At 65.9% G+C, this 16,403-nt stretch carries 13 protein-coding genes and 1 pseudogene; 2 read left to right on the plus strand and 12 right to left on the minus strand.

The window, feature by feature from the left end:
* Nucleotides 1-2 precede the first annotated feature (2 nt).
* From M9902_RS04775 to M9902_RS04810, 8 genes and pseudogenes are all read right to left on the minus strand, one after another.
* Nucleotides 3-1,859 (minus strand): hypothetical protein, encoded by a 1,857-nt coding sequence (locus M9902_RS04775; RefSeq protein ID WP_297175281.1) that lies wholly within the window; start codon nucleotides 1,857-1,859, stop codon nucleotides 3-5.
* A gap of 408 nt (nucleotides 1,860-2,267) precedes the next feature.
* Nucleotides 2,268-2,372, minus strand: a pseudogene (locus M9902_RS04780) (prepilin-type N-terminal cleavage/methylation domain-containing protein); the annotation flags it as partial.
* A 200-nt stretch (nucleotides 2,373-2,572) separates the two neighbouring features.
* A complete protein-coding gene (locus M9902_RS04785) occupies nucleotides 2,573-2,806 on the minus strand; it encodes a hypothetical protein (protein WP_297221385.1) in 234 nt (77 codons plus the stop codon).
* 118 nt (nucleotides 2,807-2,924) lie between these two features.
* A complete protein-coding gene (locus M9902_RS04790) occupies nucleotides 2,925-4,265 on the minus strand; it encodes a hypothetical protein (protein ID WP_297221386.1) in 1,341 nt (446 codons plus the stop codon).
* A gap of 89 nt (nucleotides 4,266-4,354) precedes the next feature.
* Nucleotides 4,355-6,208: a hypothetical protein gene (locus M9902_RS04795; RefSeq protein WP_297221387.1), complete on the minus strand. Its 1,854-nt coding sequence runs from the start codon at nucleotides 6,206-6,208 to the stop codon at nucleotides 4,355-4,357.
* A gap of 188 nt (nucleotides 6,209-6,396) precedes the next feature.
* Nucleotides 6,397-6,750 carry a prepilin-type N-terminal cleavage/methylation domain-containing protein gene (locus M9902_RS04800; RefSeq protein WP_297221388.1) on the minus strand — a complete coding sequence of 118 codons (354 nt, stop codon included), beginning with the start codon at nucleotides 6,748-6,750 and terminating at the stop codon, nucleotides 6,397-6,399.
* Nucleotides 6,751-7,066: 316 nt separating this feature from the next.
* On the minus strand, nucleotides 7,067-8,494 hold the full coding sequence (locus M9902_RS04805; RefSeq protein WP_297221389.1) for a sigma-54 dependent transcriptional regulator: 1,428 nt from the start codon (nucleotides 8,492-8,494) through the stop codon (nucleotides 7,067-7,069).
* 71 nt (nucleotides 8,495-8,565) lie between these two features.
* The gene (locus tag M9902_RS04810; RefSeq protein WP_297221390.1) at nucleotides 8,566-10,173 is read right to left on the minus strand and encodes a histidine kinase dimerization/phospho-acceptor domain-containing protein; all 1,608 of its coding nucleotides are present in this window, start codon (nucleotides 10,171-10,173) and stop codon (nucleotides 8,566-8,568) included.
* A 125-nt stretch (nucleotides 10,174-10,298) separates the two neighbouring features.
* Between M9902_RS04810 and sucC the strand changes: the two genes are divergently transcribed.
* Together sucC and sucD are read left to right on the plus strand one after the other, a co-directional pair.
* Entirely contained in the window at nucleotides 10,299-11,459 is a 1,161-nt protein-coding gene (gene sucC / locus M9902_RS04815; RefSeq protein ID WP_297221391.1) for an ADP-forming succinate--CoA ligase subunit beta, read from the plus strand.
* Between the two features lie 104 nt (nucleotides 11,460-11,563).
* Nucleotides 11,564-12,439, plus strand: coding sequence for a succinate--CoA ligase subunit alpha (gene sucD, locus M9902_RS04820; protein ID WP_297221392.1), 876 nt, complete (start codon nucleotides 11,564-11,566; stop codon nucleotides 12,437-12,439).
* Nucleotides 12,440-12,568: 129 nt separating this feature from the next.
* Here the strand turns inward: sucD and M9902_RS04825 are convergent, their stop codons facing one another.
* From M9902_RS04825 to M9902_RS04840, 4 genes are all read right to left on the minus strand, one after another.
* Nucleotides 12,569-13,237: a hypothetical protein gene (locus M9902_RS04825; RefSeq protein ID WP_297221393.1), complete on the minus strand. Its 669-nt coding sequence runs from the start codon at nucleotides 13,235-13,237 to the stop codon at nucleotides 12,569-12,571.
* Nucleotides 13,238-13,355: 118 nt separating this feature from the next.
* Nucleotides 13,356-14,270, minus strand: a complete 915-nt coding sequence (locus tag M9902_RS04830; RefSeq protein WP_297221394.1) for an ion transporter — start codon at nucleotides 14,268-14,270, stop codon at nucleotides 13,356-13,358.
* A complete protein-coding gene (gene hemL, locus M9902_RS04835) occupies nucleotides 14,270-15,562 on the minus strand; it encodes a glutamate-1-semialdehyde 2,1-aminomutase (RefSeq protein WP_297221395.1) in 1,293 nt (430 codons plus the stop codon). Before hemL ends, M9902_RS04830 begins: the two co-directional genes overlap by 1 nt.
* A gap of 106 nt (nucleotides 15,563-15,668) precedes the next feature.
* Nucleotides 15,669-16,115, minus strand: coding sequence for a DUF192 domain-containing protein (locus M9902_RS04840; protein WP_297175260.1), 447 nt, complete (start codon nucleotides 16,113-16,115; stop codon nucleotides 15,669-15,671).
* Nucleotides 16,116-16,403 lie beyond the last annotated feature (288 nt).

A 16,403-nucleotide genomic window follows, 5' to 3' on the forward strand; every position in this document is an offset into this window, starting at 1 on the left:
CATCATCGGGCGGTGCTGCGCGTGGCGGTGTGGTTTGCTGCTGAAGCTAGCGTCTCGGCACACGCCTCCTGTCCACGCCTGCGCAGGTCCTGCGGGAGTTCAGTGAGGCGAGGATCGTCGGCCGGAAGATGGCGGATTGCCTGCTCGAAATATTGGCAGGCATCGTCGGCGTAGGCCGCATTGCCGAGGACGAAATAACCGATGACGATGAACTCGTCTGGCGTGAAGCCGGCGCGCGCGCTGACGATGTTCAGTGCCTGGAGGACCCGGCCCGGATCCAGCCGGTCGCCAGCGAGTACACGTGATAGCAGGATCCAGGCCGATCGGCGGTTTTCGACGTGCATCACAACATGTCGCATACGCTCCAGGTAGGCATCCCAATCGGCCTGCGTGACGGTGCCGTTGCGGGTTTTGTACTCGATGACCAAAGCGAGCGGTGCGGCCGAGCTGCCGATCGCGCCGCCGCGTTCGCACGCGGCGATGGCTTTGCCGAAGTACGGGTTGGAGGGATCGCCCCCGCTCAGGTCATGGTCGCGCAGGCAAAGGGTCATCCATGCGCGCGGCGATTGCGGTGCCAGCCGTGGTGCGGTTTCGGCGAATCGCGTCGGGTCGCCCCAGATCGAGGCGCGTGCCCAGGTGCCAGCGCCCAAGCCTGCGACGAGCAAGGCACACGCCGCATAGACCGGTATCCTGCGTGGTTCCAGCCGCTGCGCGAGTAGTGCAATCAGATCCGCCACGGCCAACACGATGCCGATCAGCGGCAATTGGTTGCGATGTTCGAAGACCAACTCCAGACCGATCACGTTGCTGGTCATGAAGTGGCCGGCGAAGAAGAACAGGACGCCGAAGGCGAACAGTGGCCGACGTGTGCGCAGACGCCACGCCAATGCCAACAGCGCGGCAATCAGCAGCAATGCTGGCAGCGTTGTCCACGGCTGTACCAAGCTGCGGGAAATCTCGAAGTTGTCATAGAAGAAGGGAAACCGGCTGGGGAGCGGCCACAGAATCTGTCCGAGGTACATGACCAGCACTCGGCCCTCTGTCAGCAACCGCTCCAAGGTGGAGAAGTCGCGGCCCGGATAGGCATCCCAGCGCCAGTAATGGGGGACGACCCAGACCAGATAGACCAGCAAACCGATGAGGGCAAATCCGGTGAATCCCGAGCGCAGCAGCCGGCGTGTCGCCGGCGCGGAGGCGCGAAAGCCGAGTAGCGTCAACTCCAGCAGGAGCACGTAGAGCGGGAACAGGGCGGCGTCTTCCTTGGAGGCCAGCGCCAGCAGCCAGCACAGCAGTGCAATCAGTCCGGCCAGCCGGCCCGGCCTGCCGTCTGCTTGAGCCAGCCGCATCTTCAGCCAGCCCCACAGCGCCAGCACGAGAAACAGCGTGCACAAGGCCTGCATCCGCTGCACCACATACAGGACCGTTGACACCTGCATGGGGTGCAGCGCCCAGGCCAGCGCCATTGCGGCTGCTGCCAGGCGCGCATTGCGCTGCTGCCATCCGCGGGCAGACAGCAGGGTCTGGAAGAACCCGGCCAGGGCCAGCATCGTCAAGGCGTGTATGGCGAGGTTGGTGGCTTTGAATGCGAATGGGTTCAGGCCCCAGTTGTAGTAGTCGAGGGCGAATGTCAGCTCCGGGAGAATGCGCAGACCACCGCGGGCAACGAAGCTGTACGTGGCCTGTTCGAGGCTGGCCAGATCCAGATTGTCGATGTGCAGCGCAACGTTCTGCTCGATGTTGTCCCCGTCGTCGAGGAGGAACTCACCGCTCAAGCCGGGCCAGAAGCACAGCATGACCAGCAGGGTGCAGACGCAGCCCAGCAGTAGGGTGGTGAATGGTTTACGGAATGCGGAGTTCACGCAGAAGGTGGCAAGCGGCGCTGGGCGGACCAGTGTAGCCGTGCCGGCACGCCGCTTGTATCAGCCAATCCCGAGTGCGTAAAGACCGAAATCAAGGCGGAGTGCATCCTCTGTGCGCACCGTTGTGATGCTCAGCGGGGTATATCGTCTGGAACGAGATTACGGTGCCAAGGAGCAACTGCCATTGCCTGCATCGCAGTTGGTGTTTTTCAGGACGGCCGGGTTGCCCCGGGATTCGGGGACGAAGACCGCCACGGTGCCGGCGTTCCAGTCGGCCGGGGTCAGCTGCGCCGGGGTGCCGCTGGCACAGGCGCTGGCTGTGAAAACGGTGCTGTTGCGATTGTCGGAGATATCGGCCGAGGCCGTGTGCATGAATGCGTTGGCTTCCTGCAGGCACGCCGCATTGGCCGAGCGCTGCATGTAGTCGCGGTAGGCCGGCAGTGCGATCGCTGCCAGGATGCCGATGATCGCCACCACGATCATCAGCTCGATCAGGGTAAATCCTGCATTGATCTGCTTCACTGGGTACGTCCCCGCCATTGATTCCCGCAAAAATATGCAGCAAGAAACGTGCCAAAATTGGGCGGTGTGGCACGGAATCGCGGGCCTGCGCTTGTTTCTTGGGTAGCCGCAGCATTGCTTTCTGGGGTCAGGGGCGGATGCGCTCGCCCTCGCCCTGGGCATCGTTGGCGAGGGCAACCGACCGCGCCCAGTCATTGCGCCACTGGCCCGGAGCGTTCCAGCACTGGGCCGATGTTCGGGTCGCCGTGGGGCAGGGCTTTGGCGGCACGGAGGAAGTAGGGCAGGGCAAGCCGTGGCTGTCCCGAATGGGCGTACAGGAATGCACCGATCTGGATGTCTTCGATGGGCGAGAAGTCGATGCGTTGACCGAGGACCGCGATCAAGTGAACAACCTGGTCGCGGTCGAGGGGAATGCCTGCGCGCACGTTTTGATGTTGTTCCACAGGATGTCTTTTTCGCGGGGGCCGGGCTGGATTTCACCCAGTCGCTGGAAAAGATGCTGCCAGTCCGCCGCCGTTGCCGTGCCGCGGATGCTCTTGTACGTCACCACGTTGGCATAGGCGGAGGCTGATCCTGTACGCGCGGCGCCCGCTGCCGATATCGCGATGGCCCGGTCCAGGTCGGTGTTGCTTCGGCTTTGCTTGTAGCGGTCAAACCACGTGCCGGCCAGGGCCAGCCAGGCGCGTGGCGAGTCAGGGGCAACTCGTACGCTGTATTCCGCAAAGCGAACCGGCTCGCCCCAATGCCAGGCGCGCAGCGCGCCGGCGCTGCCCGTCGCCAACAGGACCAAGGCCAGGCCGACAGCAAGCCTGCCACCGGGAACCTGCCAGCGTGCGCTGGCCGCCTGCAGCAGATCGGCCAGAGCAAGCAAAATGCCGAGCAAGGAAGTTGGTTCCGGTGCTCGAAGACCAGTTCAAGCGGAATGACATTGCTGGTGATGAGGTGGCCGGCGAAGAACAGCAGTACGCCAAAGGAAAAAATCGGCCGCCGGCGACGCCAGCGCCAAGCCCAGACCAGAAGGCCGGCAAGAAGCAGCAGGGCTGCAAGGGTAGCGGGAGGGTGCAGCAGGCCGCGCGAGATGGGAAAGGTGTCGTAGTTGAACGGCATCCGGCTCGGTAGCGGAAACAGCATCTGTCCCAGATACAGCGTCAATACGCGGCCTTGGGTCAAAAGCCGCTCCACGCTGTTGAAGTCGCGCCCCGGGTAGGCCTGCCAGCTCCAGTAGTGCGGCAATACCCACAGCAGGTACAGGCCGAGGCCGGCGATTGCCATCGCCAGGTAGGTGCGGCGCAGGCTCTGGCGGCGCAGGGGCTGCCTAGCGTCAAATCGCAGCACGGTCAGCTCCAGCAGCAGGCAATACAGCGGGAAAATGACCGCGTCTTCCTTGCTGAGCATGCCAAGTAGCCAACAGGCCCCGGCCGCCAGCCCCCAGCGCCAAGCGGGCCGGCCTGCCATTTGCGCTTGTCGCAGCGCAAAATAGGCCCACAGCGCCAGCACCACGAAAAAAGTGGACAGCGTTTGCATCCGCTGCACCACGTACAGCACTGCAGAAACCTGCAGCGGGTGGATGCCCCAAGCCATTGCAATGACCAGGGCGCCCGTGGTTGCATGACGACCCGACCAGTTCGCCAACATGAGCAGCTTTCGCAACATCCAGGCCAGCGCAAACGTGGTGAGGACGTGGATCAACAGGTTGGTGGCCTTGAAGGCAGGTGCATCAATGCCTCCGTGCCTCCAGTAATCCAGCGCGAAGCTGAGCATGGCCAGCGGGCGGCTGCCGTGCCCGGCCTGGAAACTTGCGGCAGCTGTCAGCAGCGATTCCCGATCCAGTTGGGTGATGCGGATCAGCGGGTTGTTGACGATGGTTTGGGCATCGTCCAGCACGAAGCCACCGCCAATGCCCAAGCCCATCAGGGCGCTGGCGGCCAGTGCGCACAGTACGGAAAGCAGCAGGAAGCGTCGGGTTTCAACGTTCATTTGCGCTCGCTTGCCAGCCGGCGAATCTTTTCGGCAATGGCAACGTAGCCGTTTTCCTGCAGCTCCGCGGCCAGCGTCAAGGCGAGAGGATCACCGGGAGGCGACGCTTCGATGGCGCGAACGAAGTACGGCAGAGCTTGTTCGGGTTGTTTCAGTTCGTCCAGTACCGCATAGCCGACGTGGATCAGTCGCTCCGGACTGGCCCCGGTTCTTTGCAACAGCAGGTCCAGCGCCTGCCGAACCTGGGCTTTGTCCATGGCCACGCCAAGCCCCGCGTAATAACTCAAGACGAAGGGCGCGCGAGCGTTGTCCCAGCTCATGCGGGCGCTGCGCAGGCGGCCTTGGAAGCGTGCCCAGTCGTTTGGTGTGACATCGCCGCGCAGGCTTTTGAGGGCAATGAGGACCGCAAGGCTGTTCAACGTTTCCGGATTGGCATCGGCGCCGGCCTCGCAAGCCGCAATGGCACGGTCAAGGTACGGGTTGTGGCGTGTTTGCGCGCCGCCGCCTGCCTGCAGATAGCCCACGCACAGGTCGATCCACGCGCGCGGTGACGCAGGCGCGGCTTGGGTGGCAGCTTGCGCCAGGCTGACTGCGCTGCGCCAAGTATGGGCACGCAACGCAGTTGCGCCGCACAGTATCAGCAGCAGGGCGGCACATAGACCGGCTTGGGCGCGAGTCGGCAGGTGCCGCCGCCGTGCCGCTTCAGCGAGCAGGCTGCCCACCGCCAGCACCGCGCCGATCAGGGCGAAGTGATTGCGGTGTTCGTAGGCCAGTTCCAGCCCGATGACATTGCTGGTGATGAAATGGGCGCTGAAAAACAGGAACACGCCCAGAGCGAGCAATGGCTGCCGGTGACGCAGGCGCCAGGCCAGCGCCAGCAGGCCGACGATCAGCAGGAGGGCCGGCAGGGTGGTCCACGGGTGCAGCAGGCCCCGTGAGGGTTGAATCCAGTCGTAGTAGAACGGCATGTGCCGCGGCAGCGGCAGCAGGGTCTCCCACAGGTACCGGCACAGCACTCGCGCTTCGGTCAGCAGCCGCTCGGCCGAGTTGAAGTCGCGGCCGGGATAGGGTGCGCTGCTCCAGTAGTGCGGGATCACCCAAAAGACGTAGGTGCCGATGCCGACAAGTGTTGCCGCAAGATAGCCGTGCTTCAGGCGCTGGCTGGTGCGGGCATTGGCCGCCGCAAAGCGCAGCACGGTCAACTCCAGCGCCAGCGTATAGGCCGGCAGCAGCACGGTGTCTTCCTTGCAGTTGAGCGCCAGCGCCCACAGCAGCGCCGTCAGCAAAAAGCCGCCCCGTGCCGGTCGCCCGGCGATCTGTGCCTGCCGCGCCTTCAGATAGGCCAGCAGCGCCAAAACAAGAAAGAGCGTGCCCAGCGTTTGCAGGCGCTGCACCGCGTACAGCACCGAAGACACTTGCAGCGGATGTGCGGCCCAGGCCAAGGCCAGCGCGGGCGCCAACCATGCGGCCCGCTGCGCTGGCACCCGCGCGGCCGCCAGCAGGTTCCGGAACAGCCAAGCCAGTGCGAAGGCGGTCAGTGCGTGGATGAGGAGATTCGTGGTCTTGAACGTGGCTGGATCGGCCACGCCGCCAGCGCGCCAGTAATCCAGAGCGAAGCTCAGCGTGGGCAGCCCGCGCATACTGCCCGAGGGCTGTGGCGTGCTGAGGACGGTGTACAGATTGCCCAGGCTCAGGCTGTGGATCTGAATGCTGGCGTTGTTGACGATGTTGGGGATGTCGTCGAACAGAAACGCGCCCGGCAGGCCGGGAAGGAACAGTGCGCCGGCCAACAGCGCGGTACCAAGGCTGGCCAGCAGGAACGGGCGCGTGGCGGGGTTGCGGACTGACAAGGGGGCCTTGGCGGATCAGTTGGAGCTGGGAAGTGTAGCGAGCGGTTGCACCAGACTGGGTCACTGCGGCGGCATGAGCCAGACAGGCCCATGCCAAGGCAATGCCCACGGCCGGGTTTGCAAGTGGATGAAAACACGAAAGGCGCCTTGCGGCGCCTTTCGCTTGAAACCCTGTGGCCGTATGAAGCTTACGGCGCCAGGCTGCAGGTGCCCGAACCGGCGGCGCAGTTCGTGTTCTTCTTCAGACCCGGCGTACCGCGGACTTCGGCAACATAGCTGATCGTGGCGTTGCCGGTGAAGTCAGCCGTCGTCATGGTAGCGCCCGAAGCACAAGCGGCTGGCACGAAGGCGACCGGAGCGCGGTTGTCAGCGGCGTCGGCCACGGCGGCGTTGATGTAGGCCTTGGCTTCGGCTTCGCAGGCGGCGTTGGCCGAACGCTGCATGTAGTCACGGTAGGCCGGCAGCGCAATCGCGGCCAGGATGCCGATGATCGCGACCACGATCATCAGTTCGATCAGGGTGAAGCCTTGCTGCTTGTTCATAGGTGTATCCCCTAGGGTTGGTTGGGTGGTTCACGCGCCGGTGCTGCCTCTGGTACCGGTCCCAGCACGGGCATTGGGGCGCGTGCAGTGACTATAACGCAGGAAGCGTGCCAATGGCGGACAGGCATGCCGATCTGCGTTTTTTGAATCATGGGTCACGCTTTGGCGCGGGTTCGGTGTGGACCGGATGCGCGCGATGCGTCATGTTGTGACAATTTGTGACAGTACCGGAAGGCGGTTCGTGGGAACGCGCCCTGCGCGCGATGGGGTGCTTTGAGGTTTCGGTTGCGGGCAGCGGCCCGAGCCTGCAGCGCGGTCAATCGATCCCCAGCTTCTTGAGCTTGTAGCGCAGGGCGCGGAAGGTGATGCCCAGGGCGGCGGCGGTCCTGGTCTTGTTGTAGCGGTGGTCCTGCAGGGCCTGTTCGATCGCCTTGCGTTCGATTTCCTCGATGAATTCGGGCAGGGCGCTGCTGGCCGATTCGCGCGGGTCGAGGCTGCGTGGGTCGAGGTTGGCCGGGGTGCGTGCGGCGGGCTCGATGGCGGGTGTCGTGGACGTGCTGCGGGCTTCGGGCAGGCGCAGGTTGTTGGCGCGGATGCCGTCGTCGTCGGCCAGCGCGAAGGCGCGTTCGAGGATGTTTTCCAGTTCGCGCACGTTGCCGGGGAAGGTGTAGTGGCCCAGCGCTTCCAGCGCATCGACGTGCAGCACGGGTTTTTCGCGCCCCTGCGCGGCGGCCAGCCGGGTGAGGATGGCATCGATCAGCACCGGCAGGTCTTCGCGGCGCTCGCGCAGCGGCGGCACCCGCAGTTCGATCACGTTGATGCGGTAGTACAGGTCGTGGCGGAACTTGCCATCGTCAGTCAGCGCGGCCAGGTCCTTGTGGGTGGCCGACAGGATGCGCACGTCCACCGCCACCTCGGCATTGGCGCCGACCGGGCGCACCGATTTTTCCTGGATCGCGCGCAGCAGCTTGACCTGCATGTGCATCGGCAGCTCGGCGATTTCATCGAGGAACAAGGTGCCGCCGTCGGCAGCCTGGAACAGCCCGGTCTTGTCGGCGTGGGCGCCGGTGAAGGCGCCTTTCTTGTGGCCGAAGAATTCGCTTTCCATCAGCTCGGTCGGGATGGCGCCGCAGTTGACCGGGATGAACGGCCCGCCGGCGCGCGAGCTTTCGCCGTGGATGGTGCGCGCGACCAGTTCCTTGCCGACGCCGGATTCGCCGACGATGTAGACCGGCGCCTGGCTGCGGGCGACCTTGGTGAGGGTGGCGCGCAGGGCGTTCATCGCCGCGGACTGGCCGAGCAGTTTCGACAGCGCCGAAGCGTCCGCTGCGGCATCCTTGCCGGACTCGGCGGCCCCGCGCAGCTTGAGCGCATGCTGGACCAGCCCGCGCAGGACGGCCAGATCCACCGGCTTGCTGACGAAGTCGAAGGCGCCGGCCTTGAGCGCATCGACCGCGGCTTCCTGATTGCCGAAGGCGGTGATCATCGCCACCGGGGTGTGGGCGTGGAGCTGGGTGATCTCGCGCACCAGCTCGATCCCCGAGCCGTCGGTCAGGCGCATGTCGGTCAGACACAGCGCGTACTGGTGGCTGCGCAGCAGGGCGCGGGCGTCGCGCAGGGAGGACGCGGTATCGCACTTGACGCCCATCCGGCCGAGGGTCAGCACCAGCAGTTCGCGGATATCGCGCTCGTCATCGACGATCAGGGCGTTGGGCGGGGCGCTGCTGGCCTGGGGCGGATTCATGACGGCACGATAACCGCTTGCCGCGCTGCGTCCAAGTGCGACGTTTTGCGTCAGGTCGGCGTGGGCAGGGGCTAGTGGGTGGTGATCGTGCGGGCGCTGGCCAACCGGATCCGGAAACAGCAGCCGCCGGCGGGCCGGGGAACGTGCTGCAGGTTGGCCTGGCTGGCCAGACACAGCTCGCGGGCGATGTACAGGCCCAGCCCGGTGCCGTGGCTGGAGGTGGTGAAGAACGGCCGGAACAGCTGGGCGGCGACCGCTTCGGGGATGCCCGGGCCGTGGTCGATCACGTCCAGCAGCGGCGCGTCCTTGGGGTCGAGGTGGGCATGCAGCTCGATCCGGGCCGGCTCGCCCGGCATCCGGCCGTAAATCCGGGCGTTGTGGACCAAGGCGGTCACGGCTTGCTGCAGCTGGCGCTGGTCGACCAGGCAGGGAATCGGGGTCTTGGTGGTGCGCGCTTCCAGGGTGTCCTGTTCCAGCGGCTGGGTCTGCTGGTAGTCCTCCACGAACTTGCGGGTGAATTCGGCCAGGTCCACGTGCTCGGGCTGGGCGCGTTCGCGCCGGGCCAGGCTCAAGACATCTTCGATGATGCCGTTCATGCGCCGGGTCTGCTGGTAGATGATCTCCAGCAGGCGGCGGTCGGATTCGGGGATTTCGCGGGATTCTTCCAGCAGTTGGGTGGCGTAGCTGATCGCGGCCAGCGGATTGCGGATTTCGTGGGCCAGGCTGGCCGAGAAGCGGCCGAGCGTGGCCAGGGTCAGGGTTTCGGCGCGGCGCGAGGCCAGTTCGGCGTCATCGAGGAAGACCAGCACCTGGTCGCCTTCGGCCAGCAGCTGGGCAAAGCGTGGCAGGACTTCCGGCAGGTCGGGTGCGAGCTGCAGCGGGGTGGCATCCATGTGGCCGTCGCGCTTCCAGCGGCGCAGCCGCAGGTCCAGCTCGGGGGCGGCGGTGGCCAGCAGCCGGCGACCCTCGCCGGCGCTGCCGACCTGAAGGATTGCCGCCTCGTTGGCGAGGAGGATCTCGTCATTGCCATCCACCAGCAGCACGCCGGTGCGCATGCGGCGGATGATCAACTCGTTGACCTCGGCCAGGCTTTCGGCCTGGCTGCCGCGACGCGCGGCCAGCGCCTGGCTCAGCCGGACCTGACGGCCCACCAGGGTGGTCAGGCTGGCCAGCGCAAGGTAGCTGATCCCGAACATCAGGATTTCCACCGTCGGCTGTCGGGGCGCATCGCCGCTGAACAAATGCCACAGGTGCTGGGCCAGCAGCGCCGTGCCGGCGCTGGCGGCGGCCGCCATCCCGACCCGCAGCGGCAGCAGCAGCGCGGCCGCGCCGATGTTGAACAGCAGCATCATTGCCACGCCCGAGGCCACGCCGGGCTGCGCGCCGATGGCCAGCGCGGCGACGATGATGTCCACGCTGACCCCGATTGCCGCCTGCCGGACGATGTGGCCACGGCGGCCGCTGAAGAACAGCGCGCCGGACGCCAGCAGATAGCCCACGGCAATCAGCCGCGACAGCAGCGAAGGGTCCGCGCCGCCCAGCATGATTCCCACCGGGCTGAACGCCGCCAGGCACAGCAGTGCGGCTTCGAACAGCCGATACAGGGTGAAATAGTGCAGCTCGCGGCGGCTTTCGCTGCCCGAGGAGGCGACGGACGGCGACGTGTCTGGCCCGGTCATTGGCGAAAGTATGCGCGAAGCCCGACCGGCTGCGTCACGTGATGCGCCGCAACAGGTTAAAATGGGCGTTCGTTTCGTGCACAAATCTCCGTGCACGTCCGCATTTCCTCCCTCTGGGGTGATCCATGAATTTCCACGAATATCAGGCAAAACAGCTGTTTGCCGACTACGGCATCGCGGTTCCGGCGGGGCGCGTGGCGCGCGGCCCGGACGAGGCGGTGGACGCCGCCAAGGCTCTCGGTGGCAGCTTCTGGGTGGTCAAGGCCCAGATCCACGCCGGCGGCCGCGGCAAGGCCGGCGGCGTCAAGCTGGCCAGGACCCTGGATGAAGTGCGCGAGTCCGCGCGCGCCTTGCTGGGCACCCGGATGGCCACCTACCAGAGCGCCGGCGTGGCCCTGCCGATCGACAGCGTGCTGGTGTGCGAAGCCACCGACATTGCCAAGGAGCTGTACCTGTCGGTGCTGGTCGATCGCGATACCAAGGCGATCACCTTCATCGCCTCGGCCGAGGGCGGCGTGGAGATCGAGCAGGTCGCCCGTGAGACCCCGGACAAGATCAAGTCGCTGCACGTCAATTTTGTCCAAGGTCTGCAGCCCTACGAGTGCCGCGACCTTGGCTTCGCGCTGGGCCTGAACGCCAAGCAGGTCGGCCAGCTCACCAAGATCATGCTGGGCCTGTACAAGCTGTTCAACGAAAAGGACCTGGCGCTGGTCGAGCTCAATCCGCTGGCGATCCTCACCGACGGCAACCTCGCGGTGCTCGACGGCAAGATCAATTCCGACGACAACGCGACCTTCCGCCACGAAGACTTGGCCGCGATGCGCGACATCCGCCAGGAAGACAAGACCGAGGTGCGCGCCAGCCAGTACGGGCTGAACTACGTGACCATGGACGGCAACATCGGCTGCATGGTCAACGGCGCTGGTCTGGCGATGGCGACCATGGACGTGATCAAGCTCAACGGCGGCGAGCCGGCGAACTTCCTCGACGTCGGCGGCGGCGCCACCAAGGAGCGTGTGACGGAGGCGTTCAAGCTGATCCTCAGCTCCGACAAGGTGAAGGCGATCTTCGTCAACATCTTCGGCGGGATCGTGCGTTGCGACATGATCGCCGAAGGCATCATCGCGGCGGTCAAGGAGGTGGGCGTGCAGATCCCGGTGATCGTGCGGCTGGAAGGCACCAACGTGGAAGCCGGCAAGGCGCTGCTGAAGGGCTCGGGCCTGGCCATCATTCCGGCCGACGACATCGACGACGGCGCCAAGAAGGCGGTGGCGGCCGTCGCCTGACCACACTTCCTGCAGGAGCGCACCGCAGGGGCGCGATCAGGTGCTCGGTCAAGAGCATTCACGCCTCTGCGGTGCGCTTCCACAGGGCAATCAAGGAAATTCAAATGTCCGTATTGATCAACAAGAACACCAAGGTGCTGGTGCAGGGCTTCACCGGCTCGCAGGGCACCTTCCACGCCCAGCAGATGCTGGACTACGGCACCCAGGTCGTCGGCGGTGTCACCCCCGGCAAGGGTGGCAGCGAACACCTGGGCCTGCCGGTCTTCAACACCATGGCCGATGCGGTCAAGGCCACCGGCGCCGACGCCTCGGTCATCTACGTGCCGCCGGCGTTCGCGGCTGACGCCATCCTGGAAGCGGCCGCGGCCGGCATCCGGGTCATCGTCTGCATCACCGAGGGCATTCCGGTGCTGGACATGCTGCGGGTGAAGAACGTGCTCAAGGGCCATCCGGACGCCGTGCTGGTCGGCCCCAACTGCCCCGGCGTGATCACCCCCGGCGAATGCAAGATCGGCATCATGCCCGGTCACATCCACCTGCCCGGCAAGATCGGGATTGTTTCCCGCAGCGGCACCTTGACCTACGAAGCGGTCAAGCAGACCACCGACGTCGGCCTGGGCCAGTCCACCTGCATCGGCATCGGTGGCGATCCGATCAACGGCACCAGCTTCATCGACGCGCTCAAGCTGTTCCAGGCCGACCCGCAGACCGAGGGCATCATCATGGTCGGCGAGATCGGCGGGCGGGCGGAAGAAGACGCCGCCGAATACATCGCCCAGCACGTCACCAAACCGGTGGTCGGCTTCATCGCCGGCGCCACCGCGCCCAAGGGCAAGCGCATGGGCCACGCCGGCGCGATCGCCTCGGGCGGCTCGGGCACGGCCGAAGGCAAGTTCGCGGCGATGGAAAAAGCCGGGATCACCACCGTGCGCACGCCGGGCGAGCTCGGTCGGGCGATTGCCCAGCGGCTGGAGAAATAAGCCGACAGCCTCGATCCGCGAACTGCGGCAGGCAAGCGCGACACGCAAGAACGGCGACCCTTGGGCCGCCGTTCTTGCGTTTGCAGTCAGCGCGCGTGCTTGCGAGCACGCGGCGCCGGAGCGCCGGGTTTACTTGACCTTGTTCGGGAACTGCGCCGCGATACCGCCCGCCAGCGCATCGGCGATCGTGTTCATGTGCTCCTGCATGGCCTTCCAGGTCTGCGCCTCGGCGGTCATGTTGCCGGCCATGATCTGCGTCACCTGCGCCTTGTGATGGGCGGCGTGGGCGAGCAGCAGGCCATCGACGGTGGCCTCCGGCCAGTTGTTCGGATTGGCGCCGTGCAGGAACTTGGCGATTTCACCGGCGTTGGCCGACAAATCCTGCATCGCCTTGTCGATGCCGGCCTGGTTGCCTGCGTGGGCGGCGTCGGTCAACGCTTTCACCCCGGCCCAGTGGCCGCCGAGCAGCTTCATCATGCCCTTGCCGGCATCCGCGCCGTAGAAACCGGCGACGGCATCGGCAATCTGCTGGGCGTTGGCAACGGTATCGCGCTCGGCCTTGGCCGCCGCCGCGGTGTCGCCTGCCTTCACGGCCATCGCGTAGGCGCGGGTGTTCACCACGTGGCCGTGCCACAGGGCGCGCAGGTCGGCGTGCAGCTTGGGTGCGGCCGGCACGGCAGGCGCGGCCGTCTGCGCGGTGGCATAGGCGGCGTGCTGCGCGGCCGGGGTGACGGAAAAGGCGACCATCGGCATTCCCAAACCCAGCGCGATGGCGCAAGCGATGACGAGCGATTTCATGTGACTGTCCTCCAGAAGGGTCGCGGGGCGCTGGAATCAGTGCCTGCCGCGGCTGGAGGAAAGTCTGGGCGCCGGCGCGTGAAGAACCCGCATCGAACGCACGATACGGGCGCTGCGGTCAGTCGCTCTGCGCCGGCACGATGGATTCCTGATCCGGCAGCGCGGTGCCGCATTTGCGGCAATACCAGGCGTCCATGTTGTGTTCGTTCAGGCTGCATCCGGGGCAGCGCACCTGCCGGCGCCCGTGGGCGCGCACCGTGCGCATCAGCTCGGCGCTGTAGATGCCGGTAGGCACCACGATGATGCTGTAGCCGATGATGATCAGGGCCGAAGTCAGCAGCCGGCCCAGCCCGGTGGCAGGCGACAGATCGCCGTAGCCGACGGTCGCCATGGTCACGATCGCCCAGTAGATGCCGGTGGGAATGCTGGTGAAACCGTGCTCCGGCCCTTCGACCAGATACATCAGCGCGCCGAAGATCACCGCGATGGTGAGCAGCGACATGATGAAGATCAGGATCTTGCGGCGGCTGCGAATTAGGGTCTGGATCAGCATCCCGGCTTCGTCGGAATAGCGCACCAGTTTGAGGATGCGGAAGATCCGCAGCAGGCGCAGGATGCGCACCACCACCAGCGACAGACTGGTCGGGAACAACAGCGACAGGAAGGTCGGCAGGATCGCCAGCAGATCGATGATGCCGAGGAAGCTGGCGGCGTAGCGCAGCGGTTGCCGTACCACCCACAGCCGGGCGATGTATTCGATCGTGAACAGGATCGTGAAGAACCACTCGGCCACGTACAGCGCGAAGTGCCAGTGCGCCGCGAGGGTCGGTTCGGTATAGATCATGACCACAATGACGCTGGCGACAATTGCCGCGATCAGGGCGAGGTCAAAATTGCGCTCGTCGCGGGTGGCGTGGTGGAACATCAGCCGGTACCAGCGATAGCGCAGGCCCTCCCGGCTCGCCGGCCAGTGCGACTTGTCGAGCAGGCCGCCCGCGCTGGTATCCGTGTGCGGGTCGGGGTGCGCTTCCATCAGGTCGATCCGATGGCGTGGAAAGCGTCGTGGGCAATTGCGATGGTCTGCTCGATGATCGCCGCGTCGTGCGCGCTGGAAATGAAACCGGCCTCGAACGCGCTGGGCGCCAGGTACACGCCGCGCTCCAGCATGGCGTGGAAGAAGCGGTTGAAGGTGGCGCTGTCGCAGGCCATCGCCTGGGCGAAGGTGTCGACCTTCTCGTTGCTGAAGAACAGCCCGAACATGCCGCCCACGCGCTGGGTGCTGAAGGCGACGCCGGCCCCACGCGCGGCGGCTTCCAGCCCGTCGCACAGCGCCTGGGTCGCCGCTTCCAGTTCGGCATGAAATCCGGGTGCCTGGATCAGCTCCAGCATGGCCAGCCCCGCGGCCATCGCGACCGGATTGCCGGACAGCGTACCGGCCTGATAGATCGGCCCGCTCGGGGCGATTTGTTCCATCAGGTCGCGGCGTCCGCCGTAGGCGCCCACCGGCATGCCGCCGCCAATCACCTTGCCGAAGGTGGTCAAATCCGGGGTAATGCCGTAGCGCGCCTGCGCACCGCCCAGCGCCACCCGGAAGCCGGTCATCACTTCATCGAAGATCAGCACGGTGCCGTGGCGCGTGCACAGCGTGCGCAGGTGTTGCAGGTAGCCCGCGCGCGGTGGCAGGCAGTTGGCGTTGCCGACTACCGGCTCGATGATCAGCGCGGCCAAGGTATCGCCACAGTCCTCGAACAGCCGCGTGGCGGCATCGAAATCGTTGTAGGGCAGGGTCAGCGTGAGGTCGGCCAGCGCCTTGGGCACGCCCGGCGACGTGGGCACGCCGAAGGTCAGCGCGCCGCTGCCGGCCTTGACCAGAAACGAATCGGCGTGGCCGTGGTAGCAGCCCTCGAACTTGACGAAGCGATCGCGGCCGGTGGTGCCGCGCGCCAGTCGCAGCGCCGACATCGTCGCCTCGGTCCCCGAGTTCACCATGCGCACCACTTCGCAGCTCGGCACCAGACGAGTAAGCGTTTCCGCCATTGTCACTTCGAGCGGATTGGGAATGCCGAACGACAGGCCGTTGCGCGCCGCGGTGAAAACGGCTTCGAGCACCTTCGGATGGTTGTGGCCGACGATCATCGGCCCCCACGAGCCGACGTAATCGATGTAGCGGTTGCCGTCCGCGTCGAACACGAACGGCCCCTCGGCGCGCTGCGCGAAAAACGGTTCGCCGCCGACCGATTTGAAGGCGCGCACCGGCGAGTTGACGCCGCCGGGAAGCAGCCGTTGGGCGCGGGCGAACAGCGCGTGGGAGCGATCGGATTTCATCATGCAGCGGTCAGTCCGTGGTTCCGGAGCCGCCATTGTGCCGCCGTTGCTGCGGCCTGTCCGCTGCGCCGGCACTTGTTGCAGGCGCATCCGGGAAAGCGCCGGCTCACTTCGGCGGCGGAATCCCGGGCCCGAACTTGAGGACCGCGCCGTCTTGCAGCTTCAGTCGTTCGGCCTGGCCGGCGTTGAGCTCCAGCACGTAGCGCGCCGGCACATTGCTTGGGTAGGACGGGCAGGAATCGCCCAGCGAGCACGGCGGCACGTTGCGCTGTTGCGCCACCAGCTTGTGGTCGTTGTCGAAGTAGAGGATGTCGAGCGGAATCCGGGTGTTCTTCATCCAGTACGACTGCGGCATCTGCTCGTCGTGGATGAAGATCATCCCGTGGCCCTCGGCCATGGCGTCGCGGAACATCAGTCCGCGCGCACGCGCCTCCTCGGTGCTGGCGATCTCGACGCTGTAGCGCTTCCCGCCCAGCTCCACCCAGGACTGTCCCGCGTCGGCGCAGCCCGACAGCGCCAACGCGCACAGCAGCAAAAGGGCAAGACGACGCATGCGGGACGCTCCGTTCACGTGAAGGCCGAACCTTGCGCGCAGCCTGCGCACGGCGTCAAGGCGCGGCGGTCACGGGCACGCCGCCGCCGCACGTCGGCAAGTGGAATTTCGGGCGCGGCGTCTGTTGACATCCGACCAAAGCCCGGTATGATGGGCGGCTCCCTCGGGCTGAACGGCTTTTGGGAAAGGGCGCGGCGCTGAGGCCGAACCTGATGATCTTTGACAGTGTGCGCAGGTGACTTGTGCGGGCGTCTGGTGATGGTCGGTTGACCACAGCAGACGTTCGAT

Source organism: Thermomonas sp., from assembly GCF_023953935.1.
Classification (GTDB): Bacteria; Pseudomonadota; Gammaproteobacteria; order Xanthomonadales; family Xanthomonadaceae; genus Thermomonas.